General features: G+C 67.8%; 23 protein-coding genes. 10 read left to right on the top strand and 13 right to left on the bottom strand.

What is annotated here, in order from left to right; genetic code table 11:
* On the bottom strand, nucleotides 1-315 hold a 315-nt coding region (locus QH470_RS03155; RefSeq protein WP_280270743.1), incomplete at its 3' end, for an aldehyde dehydrogenase family protein.
* Between the two features lie 181 nt (nucleotides 316-496).
* Here QH470_RS03155 and QH470_RS03160 point away from each other — a divergent pair.
* Entirely contained in the window at nucleotides 497-1,717 is a 1,221-nt protein-coding gene (locus QH470_RS03160) for a CaiB/BaiF CoA transferase family protein (protein WP_280270723.1), read from the top strand.
* A gap of 58 nt (nucleotides 1,718-1,775) precedes the next feature.
* On the opposite strand, the gene QH470_RS03165 is transcribed toward QH470_RS03160, so the two are convergent.
* Both QH470_RS03165 and QH470_RS03170 read right to left on the bottom strand, forming a co-directional pair.
* Nucleotides 1,776-3,080, bottom strand: coding sequence for an amidohydrolase family protein (locus tag QH470_RS03165; protein WP_280270724.1), 1,305 nt, complete (start codon nucleotides 3,078-3,080; stop codon nucleotides 1,776-1,778).
* Between the two features lie 54 nt (nucleotides 3,081-3,134).
* Nucleotides 3,135-3,527: a pyridoxamine 5'-phosphate oxidase family protein gene (locus QH470_RS03170; protein ID WP_280270725.1), complete on the bottom strand. Its 393-nt coding sequence runs from the start codon at nucleotides 3,525-3,527 to the stop codon at nucleotides 3,135-3,137.
* Nucleotides 3,528-3,605: 78 nt separating this feature from the next.
* Between QH470_RS03170 and QH470_RS03175 the strand changes: the two genes are divergently transcribed.
* Nucleotides 3,606-4,022 carry a Zn-ribbon domain-containing OB-fold protein gene (locus tag QH470_RS03175; protein ID WP_280270726.1) on the top strand — a complete coding sequence of 139 codons (417 nt, stop codon included), beginning with the start codon at nucleotides 3,606-3,608 and terminating at the stop codon, nucleotides 4,020-4,022.
* A 15-nt stretch (nucleotides 4,023-4,037) separates the two neighbouring features.
* A complete protein-coding gene (locus QH470_RS03180) occupies nucleotides 4,038-5,186 on the top strand; it encodes a thiolase family protein (protein WP_280270727.1) in 1,149 nt (382 codons plus the stop codon).
* Nucleotides 5,187-5,250: 64 nt separating this feature from the next.
* On the opposite strand, the gene QH470_RS03185 is transcribed toward QH470_RS03180, so the two are convergent.
* From QH470_RS03185 to QH470_RS03220, 8 genes are all read right to left on the bottom strand, one after another.
* Nucleotides 5,251-6,255, bottom strand: a complete 1,005-nt coding sequence (locus tag QH470_RS03185) for an aromatic ring-hydroxylating oxygenase subunit alpha (protein ID WP_280270728.1) — start codon at nucleotides 6,253-6,255, stop codon at nucleotides 5,251-5,253.
* A 1-nt stretch (nucleotide 6,256) separates the two neighbouring features.
* Nucleotides 6,257-7,444, bottom strand: a complete 1,188-nt coding sequence (locus tag QH470_RS03190; RefSeq protein ID WP_280270729.1) for an acyl-CoA dehydrogenase family protein — start codon at nucleotides 7,442-7,444, stop codon at nucleotides 6,257-6,259.
* A 13-nt stretch (nucleotides 7,445-7,457) separates the two neighbouring features.
* On the bottom strand, nucleotides 7,458-8,504 hold the full coding sequence (locus tag QH470_RS03195; RefSeq protein ID WP_280270730.1) for an acyl-CoA dehydrogenase family protein: 1,047 nt from the start codon (nucleotides 8,502-8,504) through the stop codon (nucleotides 7,458-7,460).
* 2 nt (nucleotides 8,505-8,506) lie between these two features.
* A complete protein-coding gene (locus QH470_RS03200; RefSeq protein ID WP_280270731.1) occupies nucleotides 8,507-9,367 on the bottom strand; it encodes an amidohydrolase family protein in 861 nt (286 codons plus the stop codon).
* The gene (locus QH470_RS03205; protein ID WP_280270732.1) at nucleotides 9,364-11,004 is read right to left on the bottom strand and encodes an acyl-CoA synthetase; all 1,641 of its coding nucleotides are present in this window, start codon (nucleotides 11,002-11,004) and stop codon (nucleotides 9,364-9,366) included. Before QH470_RS03205 ends, QH470_RS03200 begins: the two co-directional genes overlap by 4 nt.
* A gap of 42 nt (nucleotides 11,005-11,046) precedes the next feature.
* A complete protein-coding gene (locus QH470_RS03210) occupies nucleotides 11,047-12,249 on the bottom strand; it encodes an amidohydrolase family protein (RefSeq protein WP_280270733.1) in 1,203 nt (400 codons plus the stop codon).
* Between the two features lie 164 nt (nucleotides 12,250-12,413).
* Nucleotides 12,414-13,910, bottom strand: a complete 1,497-nt coding sequence (locus QH470_RS03215; protein WP_280270744.1) for an acyl-CoA carboxylase subunit beta — start codon at nucleotides 13,908-13,910, stop codon at nucleotides 12,414-12,416.
* 80 nt (nucleotides 13,911-13,990) lie between these two features.
* A complete protein-coding gene (locus QH470_RS03220; protein WP_280270734.1) occupies nucleotides 13,991-15,226 on the bottom strand; it encodes a cytochrome P450 in 1,236 nt (411 codons plus the stop codon).
* A 140-nt stretch (nucleotides 15,227-15,366) separates the two neighbouring features.
* Between QH470_RS03220 and QH470_RS03225 the strand changes: the two genes are divergently transcribed.
* From QH470_RS03225 to QH470_RS03240, 4 genes are all read left to right on the top strand, one after another.
* Nucleotides 15,367-16,152, top strand: a complete 786-nt coding sequence (locus QH470_RS03225) for an SDR family oxidoreductase (protein ID WP_280270735.1) — start codon at nucleotides 15,367-15,369, stop codon at nucleotides 16,150-16,152.
* A gap of 119 nt (nucleotides 16,153-16,271) precedes the next feature.
* Nucleotides 16,272-17,483: a cytochrome P450 gene (locus QH470_RS03230; RefSeq protein ID WP_280270736.1), complete on the top strand. Its 1,212-nt coding sequence runs from the start codon at nucleotides 16,272-16,274 to the stop codon at nucleotides 17,481-17,483.
* 31 nt (nucleotides 17,484-17,514) lie between these two features.
* Entirely contained in the window at nucleotides 17,515-18,315 is an 801-nt protein-coding gene (locus QH470_RS03235; RefSeq protein ID WP_425302593.1) for an enoyl-CoA hydratase/isomerase family protein, read from the top strand.
* Nucleotides 18,316-18,317: 2 nt separating this feature from the next.
* A complete protein-coding gene (locus QH470_RS03240; protein WP_280270738.1) occupies nucleotides 18,318-19,085 on the top strand; it encodes a TetR/AcrR family transcriptional regulator C-terminal domain-containing protein in 768 nt (255 codons plus the stop codon).
* Between the two features lie 7 nt (nucleotides 19,086-19,092).
* Here QH470_RS03240 and QH470_RS03245 read toward each other — a convergent pair whose 3' ends face one another.
* Nucleotides 19,093-19,971: an enoyl-CoA hydratase/isomerase family protein gene (locus QH470_RS03245; protein ID WP_280270739.1), complete on the bottom strand. Its 879-nt coding sequence runs from the start codon at nucleotides 19,969-19,971 to the stop codon at nucleotides 19,093-19,095.
* Between the two features lie 55 nt (nucleotides 19,972-20,026).
* On the opposite strand from QH470_RS03245, the gene QH470_RS03250 reads away from it, so the two are divergent.
* Genes QH470_RS03250 through QH470_RS03260 form a run of 3 tightly spaced genes read left to right on the top strand, consistent with a single transcriptional unit; the run spans nucleotide 20,027 to nucleotide 22,601 of the window.
* A complete protein-coding gene (locus tag QH470_RS03250; protein WP_280270740.1) occupies nucleotides 20,027-20,851 on the top strand; it encodes an enoyl-CoA hydratase/isomerase family protein in 825 nt (274 codons plus the stop codon).
* Entirely contained in the window at nucleotides 20,836-22,368 is a 1,533-nt protein-coding gene (locus QH470_RS03255) for a class I adenylate-forming enzyme family protein (protein WP_280270741.1), read from the top strand. Before QH470_RS03250 ends, QH470_RS03255 begins: the two co-directional genes overlap by 16 nt.
* A gap of 11 nt (nucleotides 22,369-22,379) precedes the next feature.
* On the top strand, nucleotides 22,380-22,601 hold the full coding sequence (locus QH470_RS03260) for a hypothetical protein (RefSeq protein WP_280270745.1): 222 nt from the start codon (nucleotides 22,380-22,382) through the stop codon (nucleotides 22,599-22,601).
* On the opposite strand, the gene QH470_RS03265 is transcribed toward QH470_RS03260, so the two are convergent.
* A partial coding sequence (locus tag QH470_RS03265; RefSeq protein ID WP_280270742.1) for a hypothetical protein occupies nucleotides 22,580-22,840 on the bottom strand: 261 nt, incomplete at its 5' end. The two genes, QH470_RS03260 and QH470_RS03265, sit on opposite strands and share 22 nt — an antisense overlap.

The raw sequence follows: 22,840 nt of genomic DNA on the forward strand, positions 1-22,840 counted from the left end.
CCCGGCCAGCGGCCAGTCCAGCTGGGCATTGCCCAGCGTCATGACCGGGCAGCCGACCTCGGCGACGAGTTCCTCGCCCAGTTCGCGCTTTTCGGACTCGAGCGCCTGCTGTAGCTGATCGAGGCACCGCCGGCGCAGCGCCCGGTTCGTCGACCAATCGGTCTCGTCGAACGCACGGCGCGCCGCCGCGATCGCCCGCAGCATGTCCCCCGAGTCCGCCGCGGCGGTACTGCCGAGCACCGCTCCGGTCGCGGGGTTCACATTGTCGAAGGTGGCGCCGGAACCCGACCCGGTCAGCTCGCCGTCGACGAGCATGCGGGACTCGGCTCGCTCGGCGACGCGGCGTCCCCATTCCGCACTGGGAACCGCGGGCTCCCCGACGATGTCGGTCACATCTCCTCCTGATCACCCGGCACAACCCTTCCCGGATGACTAACTGTAATCATTACCGTATAGTTCTTCAAGCTAGGTGGCAATCGTAGGAAAGGGAGCACCTATGTCGGGTCTGCTCAACGGCGTCCGGATAGTCGAACTCGCTTCGTGGACATACGTTCCCTGCGGCGGCGCCGCGCTGGCGGACTGGGGCGCGGACGTCATCAAGATCGAGGACACCCGGGGTGGCGATCCGTGCCGCGCCCTGATCGTGGGCGGGCTGGATCCCGCGCGGTCACCGGTGCGGGCCAACTTCATGATGGAGATCGGCAACCACGGAAAACGCAGCATCGGCGTGGATCTCAAGTCCGAGCGCGGACGCGCGATCGTGGGCGCGCTGATCGCGAGCGCCGATGTCTTCCTGACCAACTGGCTGCCCGGCCCGCTGCAGCGCGCGGGGCTGACGGTCGAGCAGATCCGGGAGTTCAACCCGAACGTGATCATCGCCCGCGGCAGCGGCCACGGCAGCCGGGGACCGGAGCAGGACCGGGGCGGCTTCGACGCCGCCAGTTATCTCGCCCGCGCCGGCGTGGCGTACGCCCTGACCCCGCCGGACGTGGAGTTCCCGGTCACCCAGGCGCCGGCGTTCGGCGATCTCCAGGGCGGCATCACGCTGGCCGGCGGCATCGCGGCCGCGCTGTTCCACCGCGAGCGCACCGGACACGCACCCCTCGTGGACAGTTCGCTGCTCGCGCAAGGGATGTGGGCCGTGGCGCCCGACATCGCGGCCGCCGACTACTACGGCATCGACCGCATCCCGGCCGGCCCGGCCGGCACCTCACTGAATCCGGCGGTCAACCGCTACCGGACCCGCGACGGTCGATGGGTGCAGCTGATGCTGCTGCAGGCCGACCGCTTCTGGAAGGGCTTCTGCGAGCGCATCGGCCGACCTGATATGGCCACCGACGAGCGGTTCACCCCCTTGGCCGATCTCGTCGTCAATCAGGAGGCCGCCACCGCCGAACTGCGCAAGACCTTCGCCGAGCGGGATCTCGCCGAGTGGCAGCGGGTGCTCGCCGACGAACCCGCGGTCTGGGCCACCCTGGCCAGTCCGCAGGAGGTCCTGGACGACCCGCAGGTGGCCGCCAACGGCTACCTGATGACCGTCACCGACGACGCGGGCAAGAACTACCGAACCGTCAGCGCCCCGGTGCAATTCGACGAGACGCCGGCGCCGCCGAGCCGGGCGCCCGAATACGGCGAACACACCGAGACCATCCTGCTCGAGCTGGGCATGGACTGGGACGACATCATCGCCGCCAAAGAAGCGGGCGCCATCCTCTGACCGCTCGCGGACCCGGCTCGAAAGCCAGGTCTGCGAGACCCGGGTCATCCGATGCTCGTCAGTCCTTGCCGGCGAGATGGGCGGTGGCCGCGTCGATCTGGGACCGGAACGCCGCCAGCTTCTCGTCGGCCGTGCTCTGGTGGTGACTGCGCGCCTTGATACTGACATCGTGGTCGCCCGCCGCTGCCCGCAGCGCGCCGACGGTGGCCTTCTCGCGCGGGACATGCTGGAACGGGTCGAAGGAGTACCACCGCAGCGCGTTGAGATGGGTCATCTTGTCGATCTCGGTATCGGTCACGTTGTGCGCCTTGAAGACCGAGTCCAGTTCCTCGGGCGCGCCGGGCCACATGGAGTCGCTGTGCGGATAGTCCATTTCCCAGGCGATATTGTCGATGCCGATATCGTTGCGCAGCCGGACGCCGACGGGATCGCTGATGAAGCAGGTCAGGAAGTGCTCGCGGAAGATCTCGCTCGGCAGCTTGCCCCCGAAGTCCTGCATCGTCCACGTCGAGTGCATTTCGAAGGTCCGGTCGATCCGTTCCAGGAAATAAGGGATCCAGCCCGTGCCGCCCTCGGAGAGCCCGATCTTCAGGTCCTTGTACTCCTTCACGGGGCGTGACCAGAGCAGGTCGGCGGCGGCCGAGACGATATTCATCGGTTGCAGTGTGATCATCACGTCGGGCGGGGAATCCGACGCCGGAATGGACAGGGTGCCGGAGGAACCGATATGAACGTTCAGCACGGTGTCGGTCTCCACGAGAGCCTGCCACAGCGGATTCCAGTGCTCGCTGTGGAAACTCGGATAGCCCAGCGCCGCGGGGTTTTCGGTGAAGGTGAGCGAATGCACGCCCTTCTTCGAGACCCGGCGCACCTCCGCCGCGCACAGCTCGGCATCCCAGATCACCGGCAGCGCCATCGGGATGAAGCGACCCGGGTAGGCGCCGCACCACTCGTCGATATGCCAGTCGTTGTACGCGCGCACCAACGCGAGCGAGAATTCGGAGTCCTCGGTGGCGAACAGGCGGGCGGCGAACCCCGGAAAAGAGGGGAAGTTCATCTGGGCCAAGACGCCGCCGGCGTTCATATCCTTCACGCGCTCGTCGACGTCATAACAGCCGGGCCGGATCTCGTCGAGCCCTTCGGGTTCGAGCCCGTACTCCTCCTTCGGGCGGCCGGCCACCGCGTTGAGCGCCACGTTCGGGATGACCCGATCGCGGAACTTCCACATGTCCGCGCCGTTGTCCATGTGCACCAGCCGGGGCGCGTCGTCGGCGTACCTGGCAGGTAGGTGGTTGGCGAACATATCGGGCGGTTCGATGATGTGGTCGTCGACGCTGACGAGGATCATATCGTTCTTGTCCACGGAGGTACTCCCTTCCGAGTACTATACTGTAATGCTAACTATAATCGTTTTGGTTCACCGCGCGACGAAGGTCGTCGCATCAAGGATCAGCACGACCCGGTCCTCCACATCGGCGGGCAGTCCGATGTCGGTGTCCCCGTAGCGCTCGCTCAGTTCCGAGTAGAACTTGCCGTCCTGGTCGCCCTGCACGGTGACCAGCCAGCCCCGCGTCTCGAGGCATCGCGACGGCTCGTCCGGGTCGGTGACGAGGAACGAGTAGTTCGGATTCGCCTGCAGGCTGGTGAATTTCCGCCGGGGAATGGTGTGGCTCATCCGCAGGTGCGCGCCGTCCCAGGTGAACCGCATCGGCGACTGGTCCGGCGATCCGTTCGGTGTCACAGTGGCGAGCACCCCGACGAGCGGCCGGCGCAGGAGGTCCTCGAGTCCGGCGGGAATTTTCGAGTTCATGGCTCCACCTAGAAGATTTACCGTTGACCTTACCGTAAGCTATCATCCAAGTGTTGCGAACGTGGTGAGGAACAAGCGATGCAGAGAATGATCAGCCCGGAGATCTCCAACTGGCCCGAGGGTGATTTCCGCCTCGTCGGCGGGGCCTGCGACGACTGTGGTGCAACGGTTTTCCCCCTGCAGGATATCTGTCCGCGGTGCAGCCGTTCTGCGATCGAGAGAATCCAACTACCGGAACGCGGAACTCTGATTGCCTGGACGACCCAGGGGTTCCTGCCCGGGCCGCCGTATCTCGGGAACGAGACGGCGGCGACCTTCGTCCCCTTCGGCGTCGGCCTGGTCCAGCTCGGCGATGTCATCCGGGTCGAAGGCCGGCTCACCGAGAACGATCCGGACAAGCTGGCGTTCGGAATGGAAGTCGCCCTGACCGCCGTGCCGCTGGGCACCGACAGCGCCGGCGACGACGTGCTCACCTTCGCCTTCCGGCCGCTCTGACCACGAGGAGTTCACATGACCAACGACGTAGCGATCGTCGGCATCGGGATACACCCGTTCGGCCGATTCGAGGGCAAGACGGCAATGCGGATGGGAACCGACGCGATCCGCGCCGCGCTGGCCGACGCCGGGCTGGAATGGCGGGATATCCAGTTCGCGGTCGGAGGCAGCTGGGAGGTGGCCAACCCCGACGCCATCGTCGGCATGATGGGGCTCACCGGCATCCCGTTCACCAATGTGTTCAATGCCTGCGCCACCTCGGCGAGCGCCACCGAGGCCTGCGCGGACGCCATCCGGCTCGGCAAGTACGACATCGGCATCGCGATCGGCATGGACAAACACCCCCGCGGCGCGTTCACCGTCGACCCGACATTGGTCGGGATGCCGAAGTGGTACGGCGAGAACGGCCAGTACCTGACCACGCAGTTCTTCGGGATGAAGGCCAATCGCTATCTGCACGACCACGAGATCTCCGTCCGGACCCTGGCCAAGGTCGCGGCGAAGAACTATCGCAACGGCGGGCTGAATCCGAACGCGTTCCGCCGCAAGCCGATTCCCGAGGCGGAGATCCTGGCCGCGCCGGTGCTCAATTACCCGTTGACGCACTACATGTTCTGCGCGCCGGACGAGGGCGCCGCCGCGGTGATCATGTGCCGCGCCGATCTCGCTCATCGCTTCTCCGCCAAACCGGTATTCGTGCGCGCGGTCGAGATCCGCACCCGCAAGTACGGCGCCTACGAGGTGAACACCACCTACGCGCCGGTCCAAGAGGATGTGGCGCCCTCGGTGTATGCCTCCCGCGCGGCGTTCGAGTCCGCGGGGATATCGCCGACCGATATCGACGTCGCCCAGCTCCAGGACACCGACGCCGGAGCCGAGGTCATCCACATGGCCGAGGCCGGCCTGTGCGCCCACGGCGACCAGGAGAAGCTGATCGCCGAGGGCGCCACCGAGATCACCGGTTCGATGCCGGTCAACACCGACGGCGGACTCATCGCGAACGGCGAGCCGATCGGCGCGTCGGGGATGCGCCAACTGCACGAACTCGTCCTGCAACTGCGCGGAACCGCCGGCGCCCGCCAGGTCGCGGGTGCGCCCAAGGCGGGGTTCGCACTGCTCTACGGCGCTCCCGGTACCGCCGGGGCCACGATCGTCACCACCTGACCCGACGGGTCCGATTCCACCTGGCGTTTCCAGATCTCGAGCAGGTCCGCGGTGGTCGTGTCGCTCATGCCGGAGTGCCGACCGGCGGCACGTCGTAGAACTGGGTGGCCCACTTGCGCAGCGACAGATACGGTTTCGCGTCCTTCGGCGACAGCGGCGGACGCTCGACGTACTTCTGATGACGCCAGATGCTCAGGTCTTCCCACACGGTCACCAGGAACTGCCTCTCGACCCGCTCCCGGACCTCCGGGGGTGGCACATCGGACTCGTCGCCCGGGTTTCGCGGCCACCAGATCGAATAGAACAGATCCGAGCATTCGTCGTCGACGGGGGTCGTGGCGAAGATGAGCCGGTGCTTCGACGATCCCTCGAACGCGCTGATGGATCCGCCGAGTCCGAACATCTGCGCGTGGATCTTCAAGGCCATCTTGTCCGGGTCGTCGCTGCGCGCGTCGGGCCACCCGGTGAGGAACGACCAGGTGTGGCCGGACTCGCCCCAGTCCAGCATCCGCGGGGTCACGGTGGCGCCGTGCACATATTCGAAATGCAGGCTGTCCGGGCCGTTTTCGAGCACGACCTGGGGGTGTACCGGCTCCCGCGCGGTCTTGCGGGAGAACTCCGGGTACGGGCGGTAGTAGCCCGACGGATCGGTCCCGACCTCCGGGAACAGCCCGAAGATATCGGGCATCTCCCACTGCGGTTGCCTGCCTTCCGGCTGGTGCCACATGAACACACAGCCGTTCTGTTCGTCGACCGGATAGACCCGCAACCGCAGGCCGCGATTCGTCCGGTCCGTGCCGGGGATCTTGCGGTTGCGGCCGTCGGGTCCCCACCGCCACCCGTGGAACGGGCATTCGACGCAGTCGCCGACCACCTTGCCGCCGTAGCCGATGTGGGCGCCGAGATGGCGGCAGTGCCCGGTCAGGATGTGCAGTTCGCCGGACTCGTCGCGGTAGGCGACGAGATCCTCGCCGAAGTACCGCAGCGGCCGGACCTCGCCCTGGGGAAATTCGGCCGACCACCCGACCATGAACCACCCGGTGACCTTCCAGGTGAAAGGAACCTTCACGTCACACTGCCTTGGGCGGGGCGTAGTGGGGACGGCCGAGGCCGAGCACGTGCTGTGCGATGAGGTTGCGGAAGACCTCGAGCGTGCCGCCGTAGATGCCGCACAGCGGCGCCCAGCGGTAGATGTATTCGGCCCCGCCGTCGTCGGCGGCGCCCTCGGTGCCGATCGGCAGGACCGAGGCCGGCCCGAGGATGTCCATGAGGTCCGGGGAGATATCCCGCATCGCCTGGGCGATCGCGACGCGGCCGAACATGTTCGGCGTCGACAGCGCCGCCTCCATCCGGGCGATGCTGCGCCCCAGCCGATAGGCGACCGACCCGTCGTCGAGCAACCGGCGACCGTCGGGGCCGCGCCGTGCAGCGATCGCCGCGGCCCGGTCCGCCGAGGTCGCCATGATCGTCCCCTGATGAATCATGATCGACACGTCTTGCAGGCCGTCCGCGGCCATGTCCACGATGCCGTGTTCGGTGCTGAGCGGCTCCATGAGCACCCGCCAGCCGTCGTTCACCTCGCCCAGCCGGTACTTGTCGTCGATCCGGACGTCGGTGTAGTAGACGATATTGGTGCGGTCGCCGTCCACCGTCCGGATGCCCTGGATCTCGATGCCCGGAGTGTCCAGTGGGACCAGGAACATGGTGAGGCTCTTGTGTTTTCGCGCCTCGGGAGCGGTGTTGGTGATGAGGAAGACGTACTGGCAGTTGTGCGCGCCGGTGGTGAACATCTTGGCGCCGTTGATGATCCACTGATTCCCGTCGCGCACGGCCCGGGTCTTGCTCGTGGCGATATCGGACCCGCCGTCGGGCTCGGTGTAGCCCAGGCACAGCCGGACCGCGCCGCTGCGCACCCGGGGCAGCACCTCTTCCCGCAACTCCGGGGAACCGAACTGCTCGACCGATTTCGCGACGATGACCGTGGTGCCCCAGGTGACCCACGGGACGTGAACGCGACGCCGCTCCAGATCCCAGATCCGTCGCTGCACCCGCGTCATGCCGCCGTCGGCGCCGGTGTCCAGCTCGGCGGCCAGCCAGCCCTCGGCGCCCATGGCCAGGTGCACCCCTTCGTCGAAGTTGTCTCCTGTTTCGCGGTCACGCCGCCGCACGTCGTCGGTGACATGGGTGTCGAGGAACTTGCGTACGCGATCGCGGAAGTCCGCGTCTTCCGCGGATAGCTCGACTCGGGAAAAGTCCATCGGTATCTCCGTCCTATGCCTGTGCCGACAGTTCGGCGACTCGCACCGCGGCGGCGCCGGGATCGCCCGCCGCCAACGGCCAGCCCCGGGCCCGCACCAGATATGCCGAAGCGGCCGCCTCGGTGGTCACCCCCAGCCCGCCCTGAACGTGCACGGCCATGGTGGCCGCCTTCGCGGCCTCCTCGGCCAGGTAGACGTAGGCCGCCGACGCGAGGGCGGGCTGGGCGCCGGGTTCGTATTCGAGGAACCAGGCCGCCCGCCGCACCAGGTTGCGCCCGCCCTGTACGACGATCGCGATATTGGCCAGCGGATGCGATATGCCCTGCAGCGTCGAGATCGGAACACCCATGGTGTAGCGGGTTTTCGCGAATTCGACCGCGATCCGCAGGGTCTCCTCGACGAGTCCGACCAAGGCGGCGGCGGTGAGCACCCGCCATTCGTCCAGGGCGCGTTCGTAGTGTGCGAGCGCCTCCGTCCCGCTCGCCAGCACCGTACGCCCGTCGGCCGCCGCCGGATCGATCCACGCCATGGGCAGCCGCCCGATATTGTCGACCTTCGCCGGTCGGGTGGCGAAGGTCAGGCGGACGATATCGTCGCCCTCGCGGACCACGATGTGATCGGCGATCGACCCCGCGGCGATCAGCCGGGCGCCATCGGCGGCATCGGGACGCGGATCCAGCGTGACCAACTGCCTGCCCGCGACCCCATCGGCCGCATCCTCGGCATCGGATCCCAGGGCTGCGAGGTTCGCCAGCAGCCGGGCCGCGCACACGTGGTCGATCCACGGCACCGGCACGATCGCCCGCCCGAGTTCCTCCGCGACCAGGGTGAGATCGACCAGCGTCGCGCCGTCGCCGCCGACCGACTCGGGCAACGCCATGGTGGTGGCGCCGGTGCCGCACAGCTGCTCCCACAGATTCTTGTCGAATCCCGCCGGTTCGGCCGCGCGCACCACCTCGATCGGGCATCGCGTCCTGACGAACTTCGCGTAGGTGGCCTGCAGTTCGGTCTGGTCTTGCGACAGGCTGTAATCCTGTCTGCGCAATTCGTAGCGGTCCATCGTCATCGCTCCTGGTTCCCGGCACGGTCACCGACGCTCGGGCGGGTGAAAAAGAATTCCTCCGCGTTGTTGTAGAGATAGTTGTCCAGCACGTCGTCGGGCAGCTCGAGCGCGAGTGCCTCCGGGACCACCCGGTGCATGCGGAGTACCGGCCAATCCGAGCCGAAGATCACCTTCCGCTTGCCCCGGGTCCGCATGAAATGCAGGAGACTGCCGGGGAGCCGCTTCGGCGACCACGCCGACGTCATCAGGCGCAGATTCTCGTATTTCATCAGCAAGCGAATCGCGGTGTCCCACCAGGGATCAGCGCCGTGGATCATGCACAGCCGCAACTCCGGAAACCGGTAGCACACCCGGTCCAGATAGATCGGATTCTGTACCTCACCGGGAATCGGCGGGCCCGGCAAACCGGTATTCATGCACAACGGCAGGCCCAGCTCGGCGCATTTGTAGTAGAGCGGGTAGTACACCGCGTCGGTAGGCGGATACCGGCCGTCACCCCAGAAGCTCGGACCCACCGCCGTGTACACCACCGGAAGGTCGTTCACCAGCGCGTCGAGTTCGCGCAGGGACGACACCGGATGCAACAGGTCGACCCCGTTGAGCGCCAACGAGAATCGGTCCGGCCGGGCCTCGACGAATTTCAGTGCGGTATTCGACGGCTTGGCCATCGAATACATCAGCACCGCCTTCTCGACGCCGTTCTCGTCCATCTCGCCGAGCAACTCGGCGAGATCGACCTGCTCGTACAGCGAGGCCGGGCCCTTGAAGTAGTCGTCGCGGACCTTCAGCATCCACGACGGCTGCTCGCGTTCACCGAAATGAACGTTCGCCAGGCAGTCGATTACTTTGCGCACGGTCATGCCCCCACTTCCTCCGAGCCGACTTCTTCGGCGACGCTCGGCGCCACCCGTTTCGCGGCCCACCGGTAGTCGGGCTTCCCGTTTCCGAGCCGTCGGATCTCCGCCACGAAAATGAATTCCTTCGGCACCTTGAACCCGGCCAGCTCGGCCTTGCACGCCCGCCGTAGCACCGCGTCGGTAACGGTCTCGCCCGGCCTGCGGCACACCAGCGCCACGACCTCCTGACCCCACCGCGGGCTCGGCCGGCCGATCACCAGCGCATCGACGATCTCGGGATGCGCCCGCAGCACCTGTTCGACCTCTTCGACGAACACCTTCTCGCCACCGGTGTTCACGACCAGTGCGTCGCGGCCGAGCAGCCGGAGGGTGCCGTCGCCGTCGACGGTCGCCCGGTCGCCGGGTATCGCCATCCGCTTGCCGTCGATCACCGGGAAGGTGCGTTCGGTCGCCTCCCGGTCGTCGAAATAGCCGAGCGGGACGCGGCCCGCCCTGGCCGCCCACCCGACCTCCGTATCACCGGGTTCGAGGAATCGGGTGCGGTCGTGCGACACGGCCGTGGCGCCCGGACCCGGAGCGAACGTGTCGACCTCGGCGCCCTGGCGGCTCCGCCCGAAGGCCATGCCACCGGTCTCGGACGCACCGTAGCCCTCCACGACCATCACGTGCGGAAGCAGTTCGAGCAGTTGTCGTTTGTACACCGGGTTGGTCGCCGCGCCACCGCTTCCGATGGCGAGCAACGAGGGCAACTCGTAACGGCCCGTGTGCAATTCGCGCACCAGCGGTCCGGCGTAGGCGTCGCCGACGATCGTCATGAGCGCGGCGTTCTCGCGCTGGGCGATCTCCAGCGCGTGCCGCGGATCGAAGGGTTTCCGGTCGTCGTACAGCACGATCGTCTGCCCGGCCAGCAGCCCCGCGAACGCGGTCCAGATGCCCGCGGCATGCGAGAGCGGCGACACCGCGAACCAGACCTGCCCGGTCATTCGAACGAGCTCGCGCAGGGGCTGCGCGGAGTCGTGGTCGGCGCCGTTCATCGACGACACGTACATATCGCTCTGCCGCCACAGCACGCCTTTCGGCCGTCCCGTGGTTCCGCCGGTGCACATCATCACCAGATCGTCCGGCGAGGTCGGGATCGCCCGTTCGGCATCGCCGCGGCGCACCGCCTCGTCGAACGAGATCGTGCCCGCCAGCTCGGCCGCGACACTGCCGTCCTCGATCGAGATCAGCAGTTCGGCGTCCTGTGGTGCCGCCGCCGCGACGATCGGGCCGAAGGACCGATGGAAGACGAGGCCGCGCGGCTTCACATACGCCAGCAGATCCCGGATCTCCCCGGGCGTGTACTGGGTGTTGATATTGACCGGGACAGTGCGCGCCCCGAGGCAGCCGAGCATGACATCGGGGTACAGGTCGTTGCGCATGAGCAGCGCGACGCGGTCCTGACCGCACTCCCACCGCCGCAACCGACGCCGGGGCGTCCGCGCACCGAAACCGCTGTCCGCCAAGAAGTTCGCGAATCGCCGCGCCCGCGCAGCCGATTCCCCGAAGGTACTCCGCCGGTCGCCGCAGACGGTCATCGTCCGGTCCGGGACGGCCTGCGCGACCGCGTCGAAGACCGCGCCGATACTCCACTCGCTCAACGCGATCCTCCGCTCCCGGCGCTCACCGTGCTCTCGCCCGCCTCACGCGACCGCGGCGACGGGCAGGCCCAGGAATTCGCGGGCGTTGTCGCGCATGATCTTTCGTACGTCGTCCGCGTCGAAGGACGTCAGTTCCTCGGTGAAGGCCACCGGCTCCTCCAGGCCCTCGCCGTGCGGCCAGTCCGAACCGAACAGAATGCGGTCGGTGCCGAGCGTCTGCGCCAGTCGCGGCAGATCGTCCTCGTAGTACGGCGCCACCCACACGTGCTCGCGCAGGGTGTCGACCGGATCATGGGGGAACGCCTTCGGAGACTGGTTGGCCAGCTTCTTCATTCGCTTGCTCAGCCGGTGCACGAAGTCCGAGCCGTTCTCGATACTCGCCACGCGCAGCGCCGGATGACGATCGAAGACGCCGTGGATGATCAGCGAGGCCATCGTGTCGTGGATCGCGCGATCGTCCACCAGGATCTTGTCCAGCGCGTCCCCGGGACCGAACGGCTCGAAGGTGTCCTTGCCGCCCCACATGGCGGCGATCCTCAGATATCCGCTGTCGCCCAGGTGGAATGCGACCGGGACATTCGCCTCGGCCAGCCGCGCCCACACCGGATCGTGCGCTCGATCACCGAGGGAGCGCGGCTTGCCGACACCGGGCACCGGCGCCGGCCGGATGTGCACCACGCGCGCGCCGCGTTCCAGCACGAAGTCGACCTCCGCGACGGCCGCCGCGGGGTCGGCCAGCGAGATCATCGGCGCCGCAACGATCTTGCCGTCCGGCCGGTCGAAGCCCCAGTCCTCGTCCAGCCACAGATTGAAGGCGTGCAGCGATGCCATCGTGGCCTCGATATCGCCGCGCAGGGCCTCTTCCACTCCGCAACCGAAAGTCGGGAACAGGAAGATCGTCTCGATCCCCTGCTTGTCGACCACCGCCGCCCGCGCGTCCCGCTCACGGTATTCCGGCCGCAGTTCCAGGCTCTCGACCCGCATCAGCGTGGCCGGGTCCACGCCCTCGGGAACCTGGCCGCGGAAGATCAGATCCAGGCAACCCGGCACGATGATCGGGTCGAAGGTCGGATTGGGGATGAACCGATTCACCCGGTTGCCGATGATGGCCGTGTGGTACTTGCCGTCTCGGACGATCTGCACGCCACGCCGCCGGAACCTCTTGTCCAAGTGGCGGGTGAACGCGTCCAGCGGCTCGTAGTAATGGTTGTCGACGTCGATCGCCTTGTAGTCGAGCGCGGTCATCAGCGTCCTTTCGTCTCGCCGGATGGTCGTTCCGACATATCCGGCGGTCGGCCTGTGCGTCTGTGTCGTCGGCAGACCTGCCGAAGGTCGAATAGATATGTCTACTGTATACCTATCTATAGTGCGGCGCACAGGGATTCCCGGCGCCTCCCGGCACGATCTGGTCAGGGCATGATCACCGTGCGGGTCACGGGCTCCGCCGCGGCCTGCCGGGCATAGATGCCCCGTTGCACCGATCCCAGCAGGGCGTTTCGCGTCTCCTCGGGACTGATGAGTTCGTCGAAACCCATGTGCTCCGCGGAGAAGTACGACGCCTGCAGTTCCATCTCCCGCAGCTGAGCCGCGAGATCCTCTTCGGCCTGCGATGCGTTGCTCAACGCGGCCGCCCCCATCGCGCCCATGGTCGCTCCCGGATACGCGAAAGTCGACTCCTGGCCGTCGAATCCGATCAGCGACATCACCATCGAGCCGAACCCGTAGGCTTTGCGCAGGGTCAGGTGCACCTTCAGCGTCGTCGCCGCGGTCTGTGCGACGAACATCCTTGCGCCGCTGCGCAATACACCGTCGCGCTCGGACTCGCTGCCCGGCAGCATGCCCGGGTTGTCGGCCAGGAAGATGATCGGCAGATGGAAGGCGTCGGCGACCGAGATGAAGTGGGCGGCCTTGTCGGCGGCATCGGAGTCGATCGAACCCGCCAGCACCTGGGGCTGATTGGCGACCACCGCGACCGGATGACCGCCGAGATGCGCGAGCGCGCAGATGATCGCGCGGCCGAAACCGGGCTGCACCTCGAACCAATCGGTGCCGTCGAACACCACGTCCAGCACCGCGCGCATGTCATAGCCGTGCTGGTTGTCCCGGGAGATGATGTCCAGCAGTTCCGGGGTGGCCCGCGGTCCGGTGGTGTCGTCGGGCAGGTATACCGGCGGATAGGACCACGCGCTCGGCGGAAAATACGATAGGTAACGCCGGATCTCGTCGAGCACGGCCGCATCGGTGTCGGCCACGTTGTGGATGACGCCGCTGGGCAGCGCGACAGCGGGCCCGCCGAGATCCTCCTTCGACACGTCTTCGCCCGTGGACACCTTCACCACCGGCGGCCCCGCGGTGAAGATCGCGCCCTGGCGGCTCATGATCGCGAAATCGGACACCGGCGCGACCAGGGCCCCGTGCCCCGCGGACGCTCCGAGCACACCGGTCACCATCGGAACCCGCCCGGAGCATTTCGCCTGCGCCAGCAGATCGGTCGGGGTGCGCCCGTAATGGCTGCCGCTGGCCCGGAACCCCGCCCCCTCCAGCAGCATCACCAGCGGCACCTTGTTGCGTACCGCCAGTTCGGCCACTCGATACCGCTTCGAATTGCTGCCCGGCGCAATGGTTCCGGCCAGACTCGTGAAATCCTCCGCGCCCACCATCACCGGGAAGCCGTTGACGAGACCCGAGCCGGTCACGATCGCGTCGGCCGCCACCTCACCGCCGACGAGCGTGCCGAACTCCTGGAACGTCCCGGGGTCGAGCAGCCGTTCGATGCGCGCTCGCGCGTCCAGCTTGCCCTTGCCGCGGTGCTTGGCGACCCGCTCGGGGCCGCCCATCGCGCGCACGCGGTCCCGGCGCTGCTCGAGGTCCGCGAGCGTTTCCTTCCAGGTCTGGGCATTCGTCATCGGTTGTCCTGTCCGCTGCTCGGCCGCCCGGGGCTGGGCGTGGGTGTGGTCGGTCCGCATCGGTTCGCTCGCGGGCTCGCTCATACCAGCGAGTAGCGGATCGGAAGATGTTTGAGCCCGCCGACGAAGGTGGTCGCGCTGAGTTCGGGCTCGCCGTTCAGTTCGATCGACCGCAGGCGCGGCAGCAGTTCGGTGAGGAAGGTGCTGGTCTCCATTCGCGCCAGTCCGGCGCCGAGGCAGAAGTGCACGCCGAATCCGAACGCGACATGTTTGTTGGGCTCGCGCTCGATGTCGAAGCGGAACGGGTCGTCGAAGACGTCCTCGTCGCGGTTCGCCGAAACATACGACAGCAGCACCGATTCCCCCGCCGCGATCGGGACATCACGCACCGACGTGTCCTCGGCGGCCGTGCGCATGAACGCCTTGACCGGCGTGACCCAGCGGAAGATCTCCTCGGTCGCCCGGGGCATCAGGTCGAGGTCCGCGCGCAGGCGCGCGAGCTGATCGGGATGGTCGATCAGCGCGTGCAGCCCCCCGGAGATGCTGCTGCTGGTGGTGTCGTGCCCGGCCGTGGCGATGATGGCGTAGTAGGACATGGTGTCGATATCCGACAGCGGCTCGCCGTCGATCCGGGCGTTGGCGATCGTGGATCCCAGGTCGCCCGTGGGGTTTTCGCGCCAGGATGCCGTCAGATGCTGGAAGTACTGGAACATTTCGAGCAGCGAGTTCATCGTGTCGTCGGACGGCGCGCTGCGCTTGAGTTCGTCGTCGTCGCTGCCGACGAGTTCCTGGGTGAGTTTCAGCATCCGGGGAAAGTCGGCCTCCGGGACGCCGAGCAGCGACATGATCACGTACAGCGGGAAGTTCACCGCGACCTCCTGCACGAAATCGCATTCCCCGCCCGCATCCCGCATCCGGTCGACGTAGCGCACGGCGAGTTGCGCGATCCGTTCCCCCATCGTCTTCATGGCCTTCGGGCTGAACCAGTCCGCGGCGATGGCCCGCATGACACGGTGCTGCGGGTCGTCCATGTGGACCAGGGTCCGAATTCCCACCGCGGCCTGCATCTCGTCCGACACGGTGGTCATCAGCACCGGCCGCGGCCAGTTCGTGAACGCCCGGTTGGCCCGCTCGACGGCCATGACGTCGGCGTGTTTGGTGATCGCCCAGAACGGCGTGTAGGAGGGCACGTCGACCAGCGATACGGGAGCATGCGCCCGCAACCTCGTCAATGCGTCGTGCAACCTCGCCTCATCCGCGTACGCGGCCGGCTCCGCAAGGACCTTCGCGGCTTCATCGATGGTCGGCATACTCATCGGCTGCTCTTTCGTCTCATAACACTCGACCCGGCGCGCGCAGCGCCCCGAAGCCGTTGTAGCGGTCACTAGAGTGTTTTATAGTTGACGTTACTGTCAAGCATTCTATAACTACCCGCGGCGACCGAACGGCGGTATTCATGACATCCGGGCAGCGCACAGTGGTCGTGGTCGGCGCCGGGTCGGGGATCGGCGCGGCGACCGCGGCGCACTTCCACGGCCAGGGCGATTACGTCCTCGCAGTCGACCTGCGCCACAACGACACTCCGGCCTCGCGGTACGAGCGGTGCGACCTGCGCGACAGCCGCGACATCGCGGCACTGCTGGATCGGATCGGGCCCGGCTGGGATCTGCTGGTGCACGTCGCCGGCGTGCCGGGCACCGCGCCCGCGGCGGACGTGCTGACGGTGAACTACCTCGGCATGCGGCTGACCGTCGAGGGCATGCTGCCACTGCTGCGCCGCGGCGGCGCGATCGTCACCGTCGCCTCGGTGGCGGCACTCGGCTGGCAACAGCGCGTGGACGATCTGGCGGGCCTGCTCGCGGCGACCGACGCGGAGGCGGTCGCGCGGTGGCAGAGCGGCCAGGATCCCGCGTATCCGGTCTACAGCACCTCGAAGCAAGCCGCGATCATCTTCGCGAAGCGATTGGCGCCGATGGCATGGCAGAAGTTCGGCATCCGGGTGAATACGGTGAGCCCCGGACCCACCGAGACCCCGATACTCGCCGACTTCGAGGCGTCGATGGGCAAGGACGTCCTGGACACGGTGAAGGCCACCGTGGGCAGGCACGCCACGGTGGACGACATCGTGCCCGTGATCGCGTTTCTCGGCTCGCCGGCGGCGCGCTGGGTCAACGGCCAGGACATCCATGTCGACGGCGGATTCGTCGCGCCACTCGCGGCCGGAACGCCGCTACAGCTGTAGCGGCGACGCCGCCCCCGCGGAGCACGGCACGCCCCGAGCGCGATAGTCATCTATACTGTATAGATTACAGTATATTGCACCGCCGAAAACCGCGCGCTGTGACGACGTAGAGGTGAGCTGTGGAAATCCCTGTTCAAGACGAATCGGCAACGGCCGGGAGCACCCTCGATCTCCGTGACCCCTACCCGTTCTTCGCTGCGAAACGACGGGAGGGCGGCGTCTTCCACGGGACGGTGTTCGACTACTCCAGGACCCCGGAATCGCTGCGCCCGCCGGACTCCTACGCCGCCGTATCGTATGCGGCGGTCAGCGCGGCGCTGCGCAACAGCCGGGTATTCAGTTCTCGGCTGTACGACTCCACCATCGGCGTGTTCATGGGCCCGACAATTCTCGCGATGGACGGCAAAAGCCATCGGGCGCACCGGAATCTGGTGGCCACGGCGTTCAAGCCACAGTCGCTGCAGCGCTGGGAACCGGAGATCGTCGAGCCGATCTGCAATGCGCTCATCGACGAGTTCGCGGAGCGTGGAAGTGCCGACCTGGTCAAGGAATTCACCTTCGAGTTCCCGACCCGGGTCATCGCGCGCCTGCTCGGCCTGCCCGAAGTCGACCTGCCCTTCTTCCGCGCGGCGGCCGTGGCGATCATCAGCTACGCCAACAAGGTTCCGCAGGCGCTGGAGGCGTCGAAGGAGCTGAAGGAGTACTTCCTCGGCCACATCGACCAGCGCCGGTCGAATCCGACCGACGACATCATCAGCGATCTGGCGACCGCGCAGATCGACGGGGAGAAGCTGACCGACAAGGCCATCTACTCGTTCCTGCGGCTGCTGCTTCCCGCCGGGCTGGAGACGACCTATCGCTCGTCGGGAAATCTGCTGTACCAGCTGCTGCGGCATCCCGAACAGTTCGCGGCGGTGCAGCGCGAACACCAGTTGATCCCGCAGGCCGTCGAGGAGGGACTGCGCTACGAGACCCCGCTCACGCTGGTGCAGCGGCACGTGACCGAGGACGCGGAATTGGAAGGCGTCGCCATCCCCGCGGGCTCGGTGCTCGACCTGTGCCTGGGCTCGGCGAACCGCGACGAGACCCGCTGGGAGCGACCGGAGGAGTTCGACATATTCCGAAAGCATGTGCCGCACATCAGCTTCACCGCCGGCGCGCACACCTGCCTCGGCCTGCACCTGGCCCGGATGGAGACCCGGGTCGCGGTGGAATGCCTCCTGCGCCGGCTGACCGGATTCACCCTCCTGGACGAGGGCGATCCGCACATCTTCGGCCAGCCGTTCCGTTCCCCCAACGTCTTGCCGGTGACTTTCGATGTCATCGCCTGAGCCGCACCGGAACACGAAAGGACCCGAAGTCGTGACTGCCGAACCCGTACTGCTCATCGAACAGGTGGACGGTGTACTGACCCTGACGCTGAACCGCCCGCACCGCAAGAACGCGGTCACCCGTGAGCTGTGGGCAGCGCTGCGGGATACGTTCCACCAGGTCGCGCACGGCCGCGAGGTGCGTGCCCTGATACTGACCGGCGCCGGTGACGCATTCTGTTCCGGCGCAGACATTTCCGACGCCGCGGGGGTCGACGAGTTTCCCGACCCGAGCCGGGAGATGCTGGCCATCAACGAGGCCGTACAGCTGCTGCACGACCTGCCGGTGCCCACCGTCGCCAAGGTGCGCGGGGTGGCGGCGGGCGCGGGCTGGAATCTCGCGCTGGGCTGCGACCTGGTGGTGGCCACGCCCGACGCGCGGTTCTGCCAGATATTCACCCGGCGCGCGCTGTCGCTGGATTGCGGCGGGTCCTGGCTGCTGCCCAAACTCGTCGGATTGCAGCAAGCCAAACGCCTCGCTCTGCTGGCGGACATGATCGGTGCCGACGAGGCGCACTCCCTCGGGCTGGTGACCTGGGTGCAGTCCGAGGAGGCCATCGACAAGTTCGTCGGCGACCTGGCGACGCGGCTGGCCGCCGGGCCACCGCGGGCGCTCGCCCAGACCAAGGGGCTGCTGAACGACGGCACGGATCGCACGATGCGCGAGGCGCTCGCCAACGAGGCTCGCGCCCAAGCGCTCAACCTGTCCGGCGCCGATGTCATCGAGGCATTCGCGGCGTTCGCCGAGAAACGCGAACCGGTCTTCACCGGGGCGTGGGGCGCGGGAGGATGACCGTGGCGAAACGAGGCGCCGCCGTGAAGCGGCAGCGACGCGAACGCGGCTCGCTGAATCCGGAGGACATCATCGATGGCGCTTTCGAACTCGCGGAACAGGTTTCGATCGACGGCCTGAGCATGCCCCTGCTGGGCCGTCACCTCAATGTCGGCGTCACCAGCATCTACTGGTACTTCCGCAAGAAGGACGACCTGCTCAACGCGATGACCGATCGCGCACTGCGGCTGTACATCTACGCGATCCCCTTCCCGTTCGTCGAGTCCGCGGACTGGCGCGAGACGCTGACCAACCACGCCCGCATCATGCGGCAGACCTTCCTGACGAATCCGATCCTCTGCGACCTGATCCTGGTGCGGTCGGCGCTGAGCCAGCATGCCGGGCGGGTCGGAGCCGAGCAGGTGGAGCGGACGGTCGCCAGTCTGGTGCAGGCGGGCCTGTCGGTCGAAGAGGCCTTCGACACCTACTCGGCGATCAATCTCCATATTCGCGGATCGGTTGTGCTGCAACGGCTCTACGACAAGAACATCGAACTGGACGCGGAGGCGCGGGCCTACTACGACAGCATTCTGATCGACCCGGAGACGACGCCGCTGCTCGCCCGGGCCATGGCCAAGGGGCTGCGTTCGGGCGCACCGGACGAGCGGAACTTCGAGCACGGCCTGCGCTGCATCCTCGACAACGCCGACCGGCTGATCGAATCGCACGCGGCGGCTCGCGCGAATTCCGCTGCGCCGCAGGATCCGGACGGCGCAGCGACGGCCTGGTAGGTCCGCGCTACGGCGCGTCCGGCTCCGGTACGTGAAAGTGCTCGTCGCGCAACCGGAATGCCTCCTTGGTGCCGTGTTCCGCGCGTGTCTTCACGAAATTGAATTCGCCCGGCGCGAATTGCAGGTTCGTCCCGTAGGCGTGGAACAGGTAGCCGGCCACCTCCTCGCCCTGGTACGCCTGGCTCTGCTCGACGAGCCGGAAGGCCTCCTTGGCGATGACGACACCGTCGGCGGGCATCTTCGCGGCCTTCTCCGCCCAGTACCGCGCGCGGGCGGTCACCGACGCGCCATCGCAGGTCTCGGTGAACACGCCCAGCTGTTCGACCGCGCCCGCCTCGATGATGTCGCCGGTCAGCAGCAACCGCCGCGCGAGCACCGGACCGAGCCGGTGGAAGAACATGTGCAGGCTGCCGAGCGCGGGACCGAGAAATCGCGTGGCGGGCATCCCGATCCGGGTGTTCCGGGCGATCACGGAAATGTCGGTCATCAAGGCCATCTCGAAACCGCCGCCGAGCGCGTAGCCGCTGATCTCGCCCACCGTGACCTTCGGGAAGCCCAGCAGATTGTGATAGAAGCCGAAGGACTTGCGGTCGACGGTCAGCCGGCGGCGCTGACTGGGGCGGCTCTTGGCGGGCCGCTCCCCGTACCAGCCGTACGCGTTGTTCATATCGGCGCCGGTGCTGAACACACCCTCCGCCCCGCGCAGCAGCACGACGGTGATGTCGTCGTCTTCGGCGGCCTGATCGAGAAATCGGGCCAGGCCGTCGCGCATGGCCGCGTCGTAGGAGTTGCGCTGCCGGGGGTTGTTCAGCGTGACGGTGGCAATTCTGCGGTCCGGGTCCACGTCGTAAAGAACCCGGCCGTCCTCGGTACTCGAACTGGTCATCTGGGTGTCTTCCTTTCGGGAGACTAACGGTATTCTATACTGTATATATATCAGTATGGTCCGCTCCGCAGCATCTACGCCGTTCGATTCCATCAAGTACCGCGTCGACGGACATACGGCCACGATCACCCTCGACCGCCCGGAAGCGCTCAACGCGCTCAGCCCGCACATGATCACCGAGTTGCGCACCGCCTACGACGAGGCCGAGAACGACGACGACGTCTGGACGATCGTCGTCACCGGCACCGGTCGCGCGTTCTGCACCGGCGCGGACGTCAAGGCCATCCCCGGCGACGGCAAGGTGATCAACGAGCGGCCGTATCTGTCCACCTACGAACAGTGGGAGGCGCCCCAGGAGGGCACGCCGCCGTTCCGCTCCATGACCAAGCCGATCCTCGCGGCGATCAACGGATTGTGTTGCGGCGCCGGGCTGGACTGGGTGACCACCGGCGATATCGTCATCGCCTCCGAGCGCGCGACCTTCTTCGACCCGCACGTCAGCATCGGGCTCGTGGCCGGCCGCGAGGTGGTGCGCCTGGCCCGGGTGCTGCCGCGGACGGTCGCGCTGCGCATGGCGCTGCTGGGCAAGCACGAGCGAATGACCGCGCAGCGCGCCTACGACCTCGGCATGGTCACCGAGGTGGTCGAACACGATCGGCTGCTGGAGCGCGCGCACGAACTCGCCGACATCGTCAATTCGAATGCGCCCCTGGCGGTTCGGGGCACCCGGCTCGCCATCGTCAAGGGCCTCGACGTGCCGCTGCACGAGGCCGAGTTGCTCGCGGAGGCATTCCGCGAACGGGTGACCCGGACCGAGGACGCGCTGGAGGGCCCGCGGGCCTTCGTCGAGAAGAGGAAGCCGCAATGGCATTGCCGATGAGTTACTCCCACCATGCGCTCAGCCGCCGGATTGCCGATACCCTGGCGCTGCAACCGGATTCGCCCGCGATCGAATACGACGACCGGTGGCACACGTGGCGGGAGCTGACCGACGTGGCGCTGCGCGTCCGCTCGTTCACCACCGCGCATCCGGTCGGCCGGCGACAGGTCGGAGTCCTGCTGCGCAACCGGCCCGAGCATGTGGCGGCGTTTCTCGGGGTCCTGCTGGGCAACGGCACCGTCGTGGTGATCAATCCCGCCCGCGGCGACGAACGCACCCGGGCCGATATCGCCGACCTGCGGCTGCCGCTGATCATCGGCGCTCCCGAGGATCTGTCGACGCTGGACACCCTGCCGCCCGGCACCACCGCCGTGTCGATCTGCGGTCTCGACGGCGAGTTGCGGCTGAGCGCCTCCGCCGGGCGCCGCGCGCACACCGGCACGACCCGGTCCGGGGTCGCGGTGCGGATGCTGACCAGCGGCACCACCGGGCCGCCCAAACGCATCGACATCACCTACGACATGCTGGCCCGCAGCGTGATCGGCCCGGATCCGGACGCGGTGCCGGCACCGGCGCAACCACGACGCGGCATCGCGATCGTCAACGCGCCGCTGGTGCACATCGGTGGCGTGTTCCGGGTCCTGCAATGCGTCGCCGAGGCACGCCCCTTCGTGCTGCTCCCGCGATTCGAACTCGAGCGCTGGGCGCGGGCCGTGCGCACCCACCGGCCCAAGGCCGTCTCGCTGGTGCCCGCCGCCTTGCGCATGGTGCTGCATTCCGACCTGACCGCGGCGGACCTGGCCGGTATCCGGGTCGTCACCTCGGGTACCGCGCCGCTGTCGGCCGCCGACGCCGACGCGTTCCGCGAGAAATTCGGCATTCCCGTCCTCACCTCGTATGCCGCAACGGAATTCGGCGGCGGCGTCGCGGGCTGGACGCCGGCCGACCATCGGAAATACTGGGATGCCAAGCGCGGCAGCGTCGGCCGCGCGACCGGCGGGGCGCGACTGCGGGTGGTCGACGAGGACGGTGCCGTCCTGGGGCCGGACCGGCTCGGCCTGCTCGAGGTCGTGCCCGGTCAGCTCGGACCGTCCGCCGACTGGATCCGGACCACCGATATGGCCCGCATCGATGCCGACGGATTCCTGTGGATTCTGGGCCGGGCGGACCAGGCGATCATCCGGGGCGGGTTCAAGATCATGCCGGACGACGTGCGCGCCGCGCTGGAAAGCCATCCCGCGGTACTGGGCGCGGTGGTCGTCGCACGGCCCGACGAGCGCCTCGGCGAAACCCCGGTGGCCATGGTGGAACTGCGCCACGCGCGGTCGGCCCGGCCCGGCGCTCTGATCGAGTACCTCCGAACCCGGTTGGCGCCCTATGAGATTCCCGCCGAGATCGCGATCGTGGCCGCGATCCCGCGGACACCGTCGGGCAAGGCGGACCTGACCGCGGTCCGGAGCCACTTCGACGCTCCCGCCGGAGCGGTCCGACACGGCGCCGAGCACCGCGCCCGCTGATGGCCCCGCACGTGGTCGACAATTCGGGCGGGCTGATCGCGACACCCGGCGATCCACACGACGAGGATCCGCGCCGGCTCCGATCGCGGGCCCGATTGCTCGACGCGGCGACGGATTTGCTGAAAACCGGTGGCGCGGAGGCGGTCACGGTCGAGGATTGCGTCCGCACCGTCGACGACTTCCTTGCCGCACGAGCCGCCGAATCGCCCCGCTATGATGGCCCGTCGCCGTAACCCGCGAGCCGACGGGCGCACCACACCCGCACCGCGGCGGGCGCGCGGGCGGCGGCGCCGCCGGGGGGGGCGGGCCGGCCGGGCCGGGGCCCCGGGGGCGCCCCCCGGATCCCCCCACCGCCCGGGGGGGGGCGGGCGCCGCCCCCGGTGCCCTCGCGCGGCTGGCCCGCCCCCCCCGGCGGCGCCCCCGCCCGCGCGCCCGCCGCGGTGCGGGTGTGGTGCGCCCGTCGGCTCGCGGG

The sequence above is a fragment of the Nocardia wallacei genome (genome assembly GCF_029868745.1).
Taxonomy (GTDB): Bacteria; Actinomycetota; Actinomycetes; order Mycobacteriales; family Mycobacteriaceae; genus Nocardia; species Nocardia wallacei_B.

Coding starts and splice junctions, on each gene's coding strand:
- QH470_RS03160 (WP_280270723.1), top strand. CDS start 497: ATGTCGGGTCTGCTCAACGGCGTCCGGATAGTCGAACTCGCTTCGTGG.
- QH470_RS03170 (WP_280270725.1), bottom strand. CDS start 3,527: ATGAACTCGAAAATTCCCGCCGGACTCGAGGACCTCCTGCGCCGGCCG.
- QH470_RS03175 (WP_280270726.1), top strand. CDS start 3,606: ATGCAGAGAATGATCAGCCCGGAGATCTCCAACTGGCCCGAGGGTGAT.
- QH470_RS03180 (WP_280270727.1), top strand. CDS start 4,038: ATGACCAACGACGTAGCGATCGTCGGCATCGGGATACACCCGTTCGGC.
- QH470_RS03190 (WP_280270729.1), bottom strand. CDS start 7,444: ATGGACTTTTCCCGAGTCGAGCTATCCGCGGAAGACGCGGACTTCCGC.
- QH470_RS03195 (WP_280270730.1), bottom strand. CDS start 8,504: ATGGACCGCTACGAATTGCGCAGACAGGATTACAGCCTGTCGCAAGAC.
- QH470_RS03200 (WP_280270731.1), bottom strand. CDS start 9,367: ATGACCGTGCGCAAAGTAATCGACTGCCTGGCGAACGTTCATTTCGGT.
- QH470_RS03210 (WP_280270733.1), bottom strand. CDS start 12,249: ATGACCGCGCTCGACTACAAGGCGATCGACGTCGACAACCATTACTAC.
- QH470_RS03215 (WP_280270744.1), bottom strand. CDS start 13,910: ATGACGAATGCCCAGACCTGGAAGGAAACGCTCGCGGACCTCGAGCAG.
- QH470_RS03220 (WP_280270734.1), bottom strand. CDS start 15,226: ATGAGTATGCCGACCATCGATGAAGCCGCGAAGGTCCTTGCGGAGCCG.
- QH470_RS03225 (WP_280270735.1), top strand. CDS start 15,367: ATGACATCCGGGCAGCGCACAGTGGTCGTGGTCGGCGCCGGGTCGGGG.
- QH470_RS03245 (WP_280270739.1), bottom strand. CDS start 19,971: ATGACCAGTTCGAGTACCGAGGACGGCCGGGTTCTTTACGACGTGGAC.
- QH470_RS03250 (WP_280270740.1), top strand. CDS start 20,027: ATGGTCCGCTCCGCAGCATCTACGCCGTTCGATTCCATCAAGTACCGC.
- QH470_RS03255 (WP_280270741.1), top strand. CDS start 20,836: ATGGCATTGCCGATGAGTTACTCCCACCATGCGCTCAGCCGCCGGATT.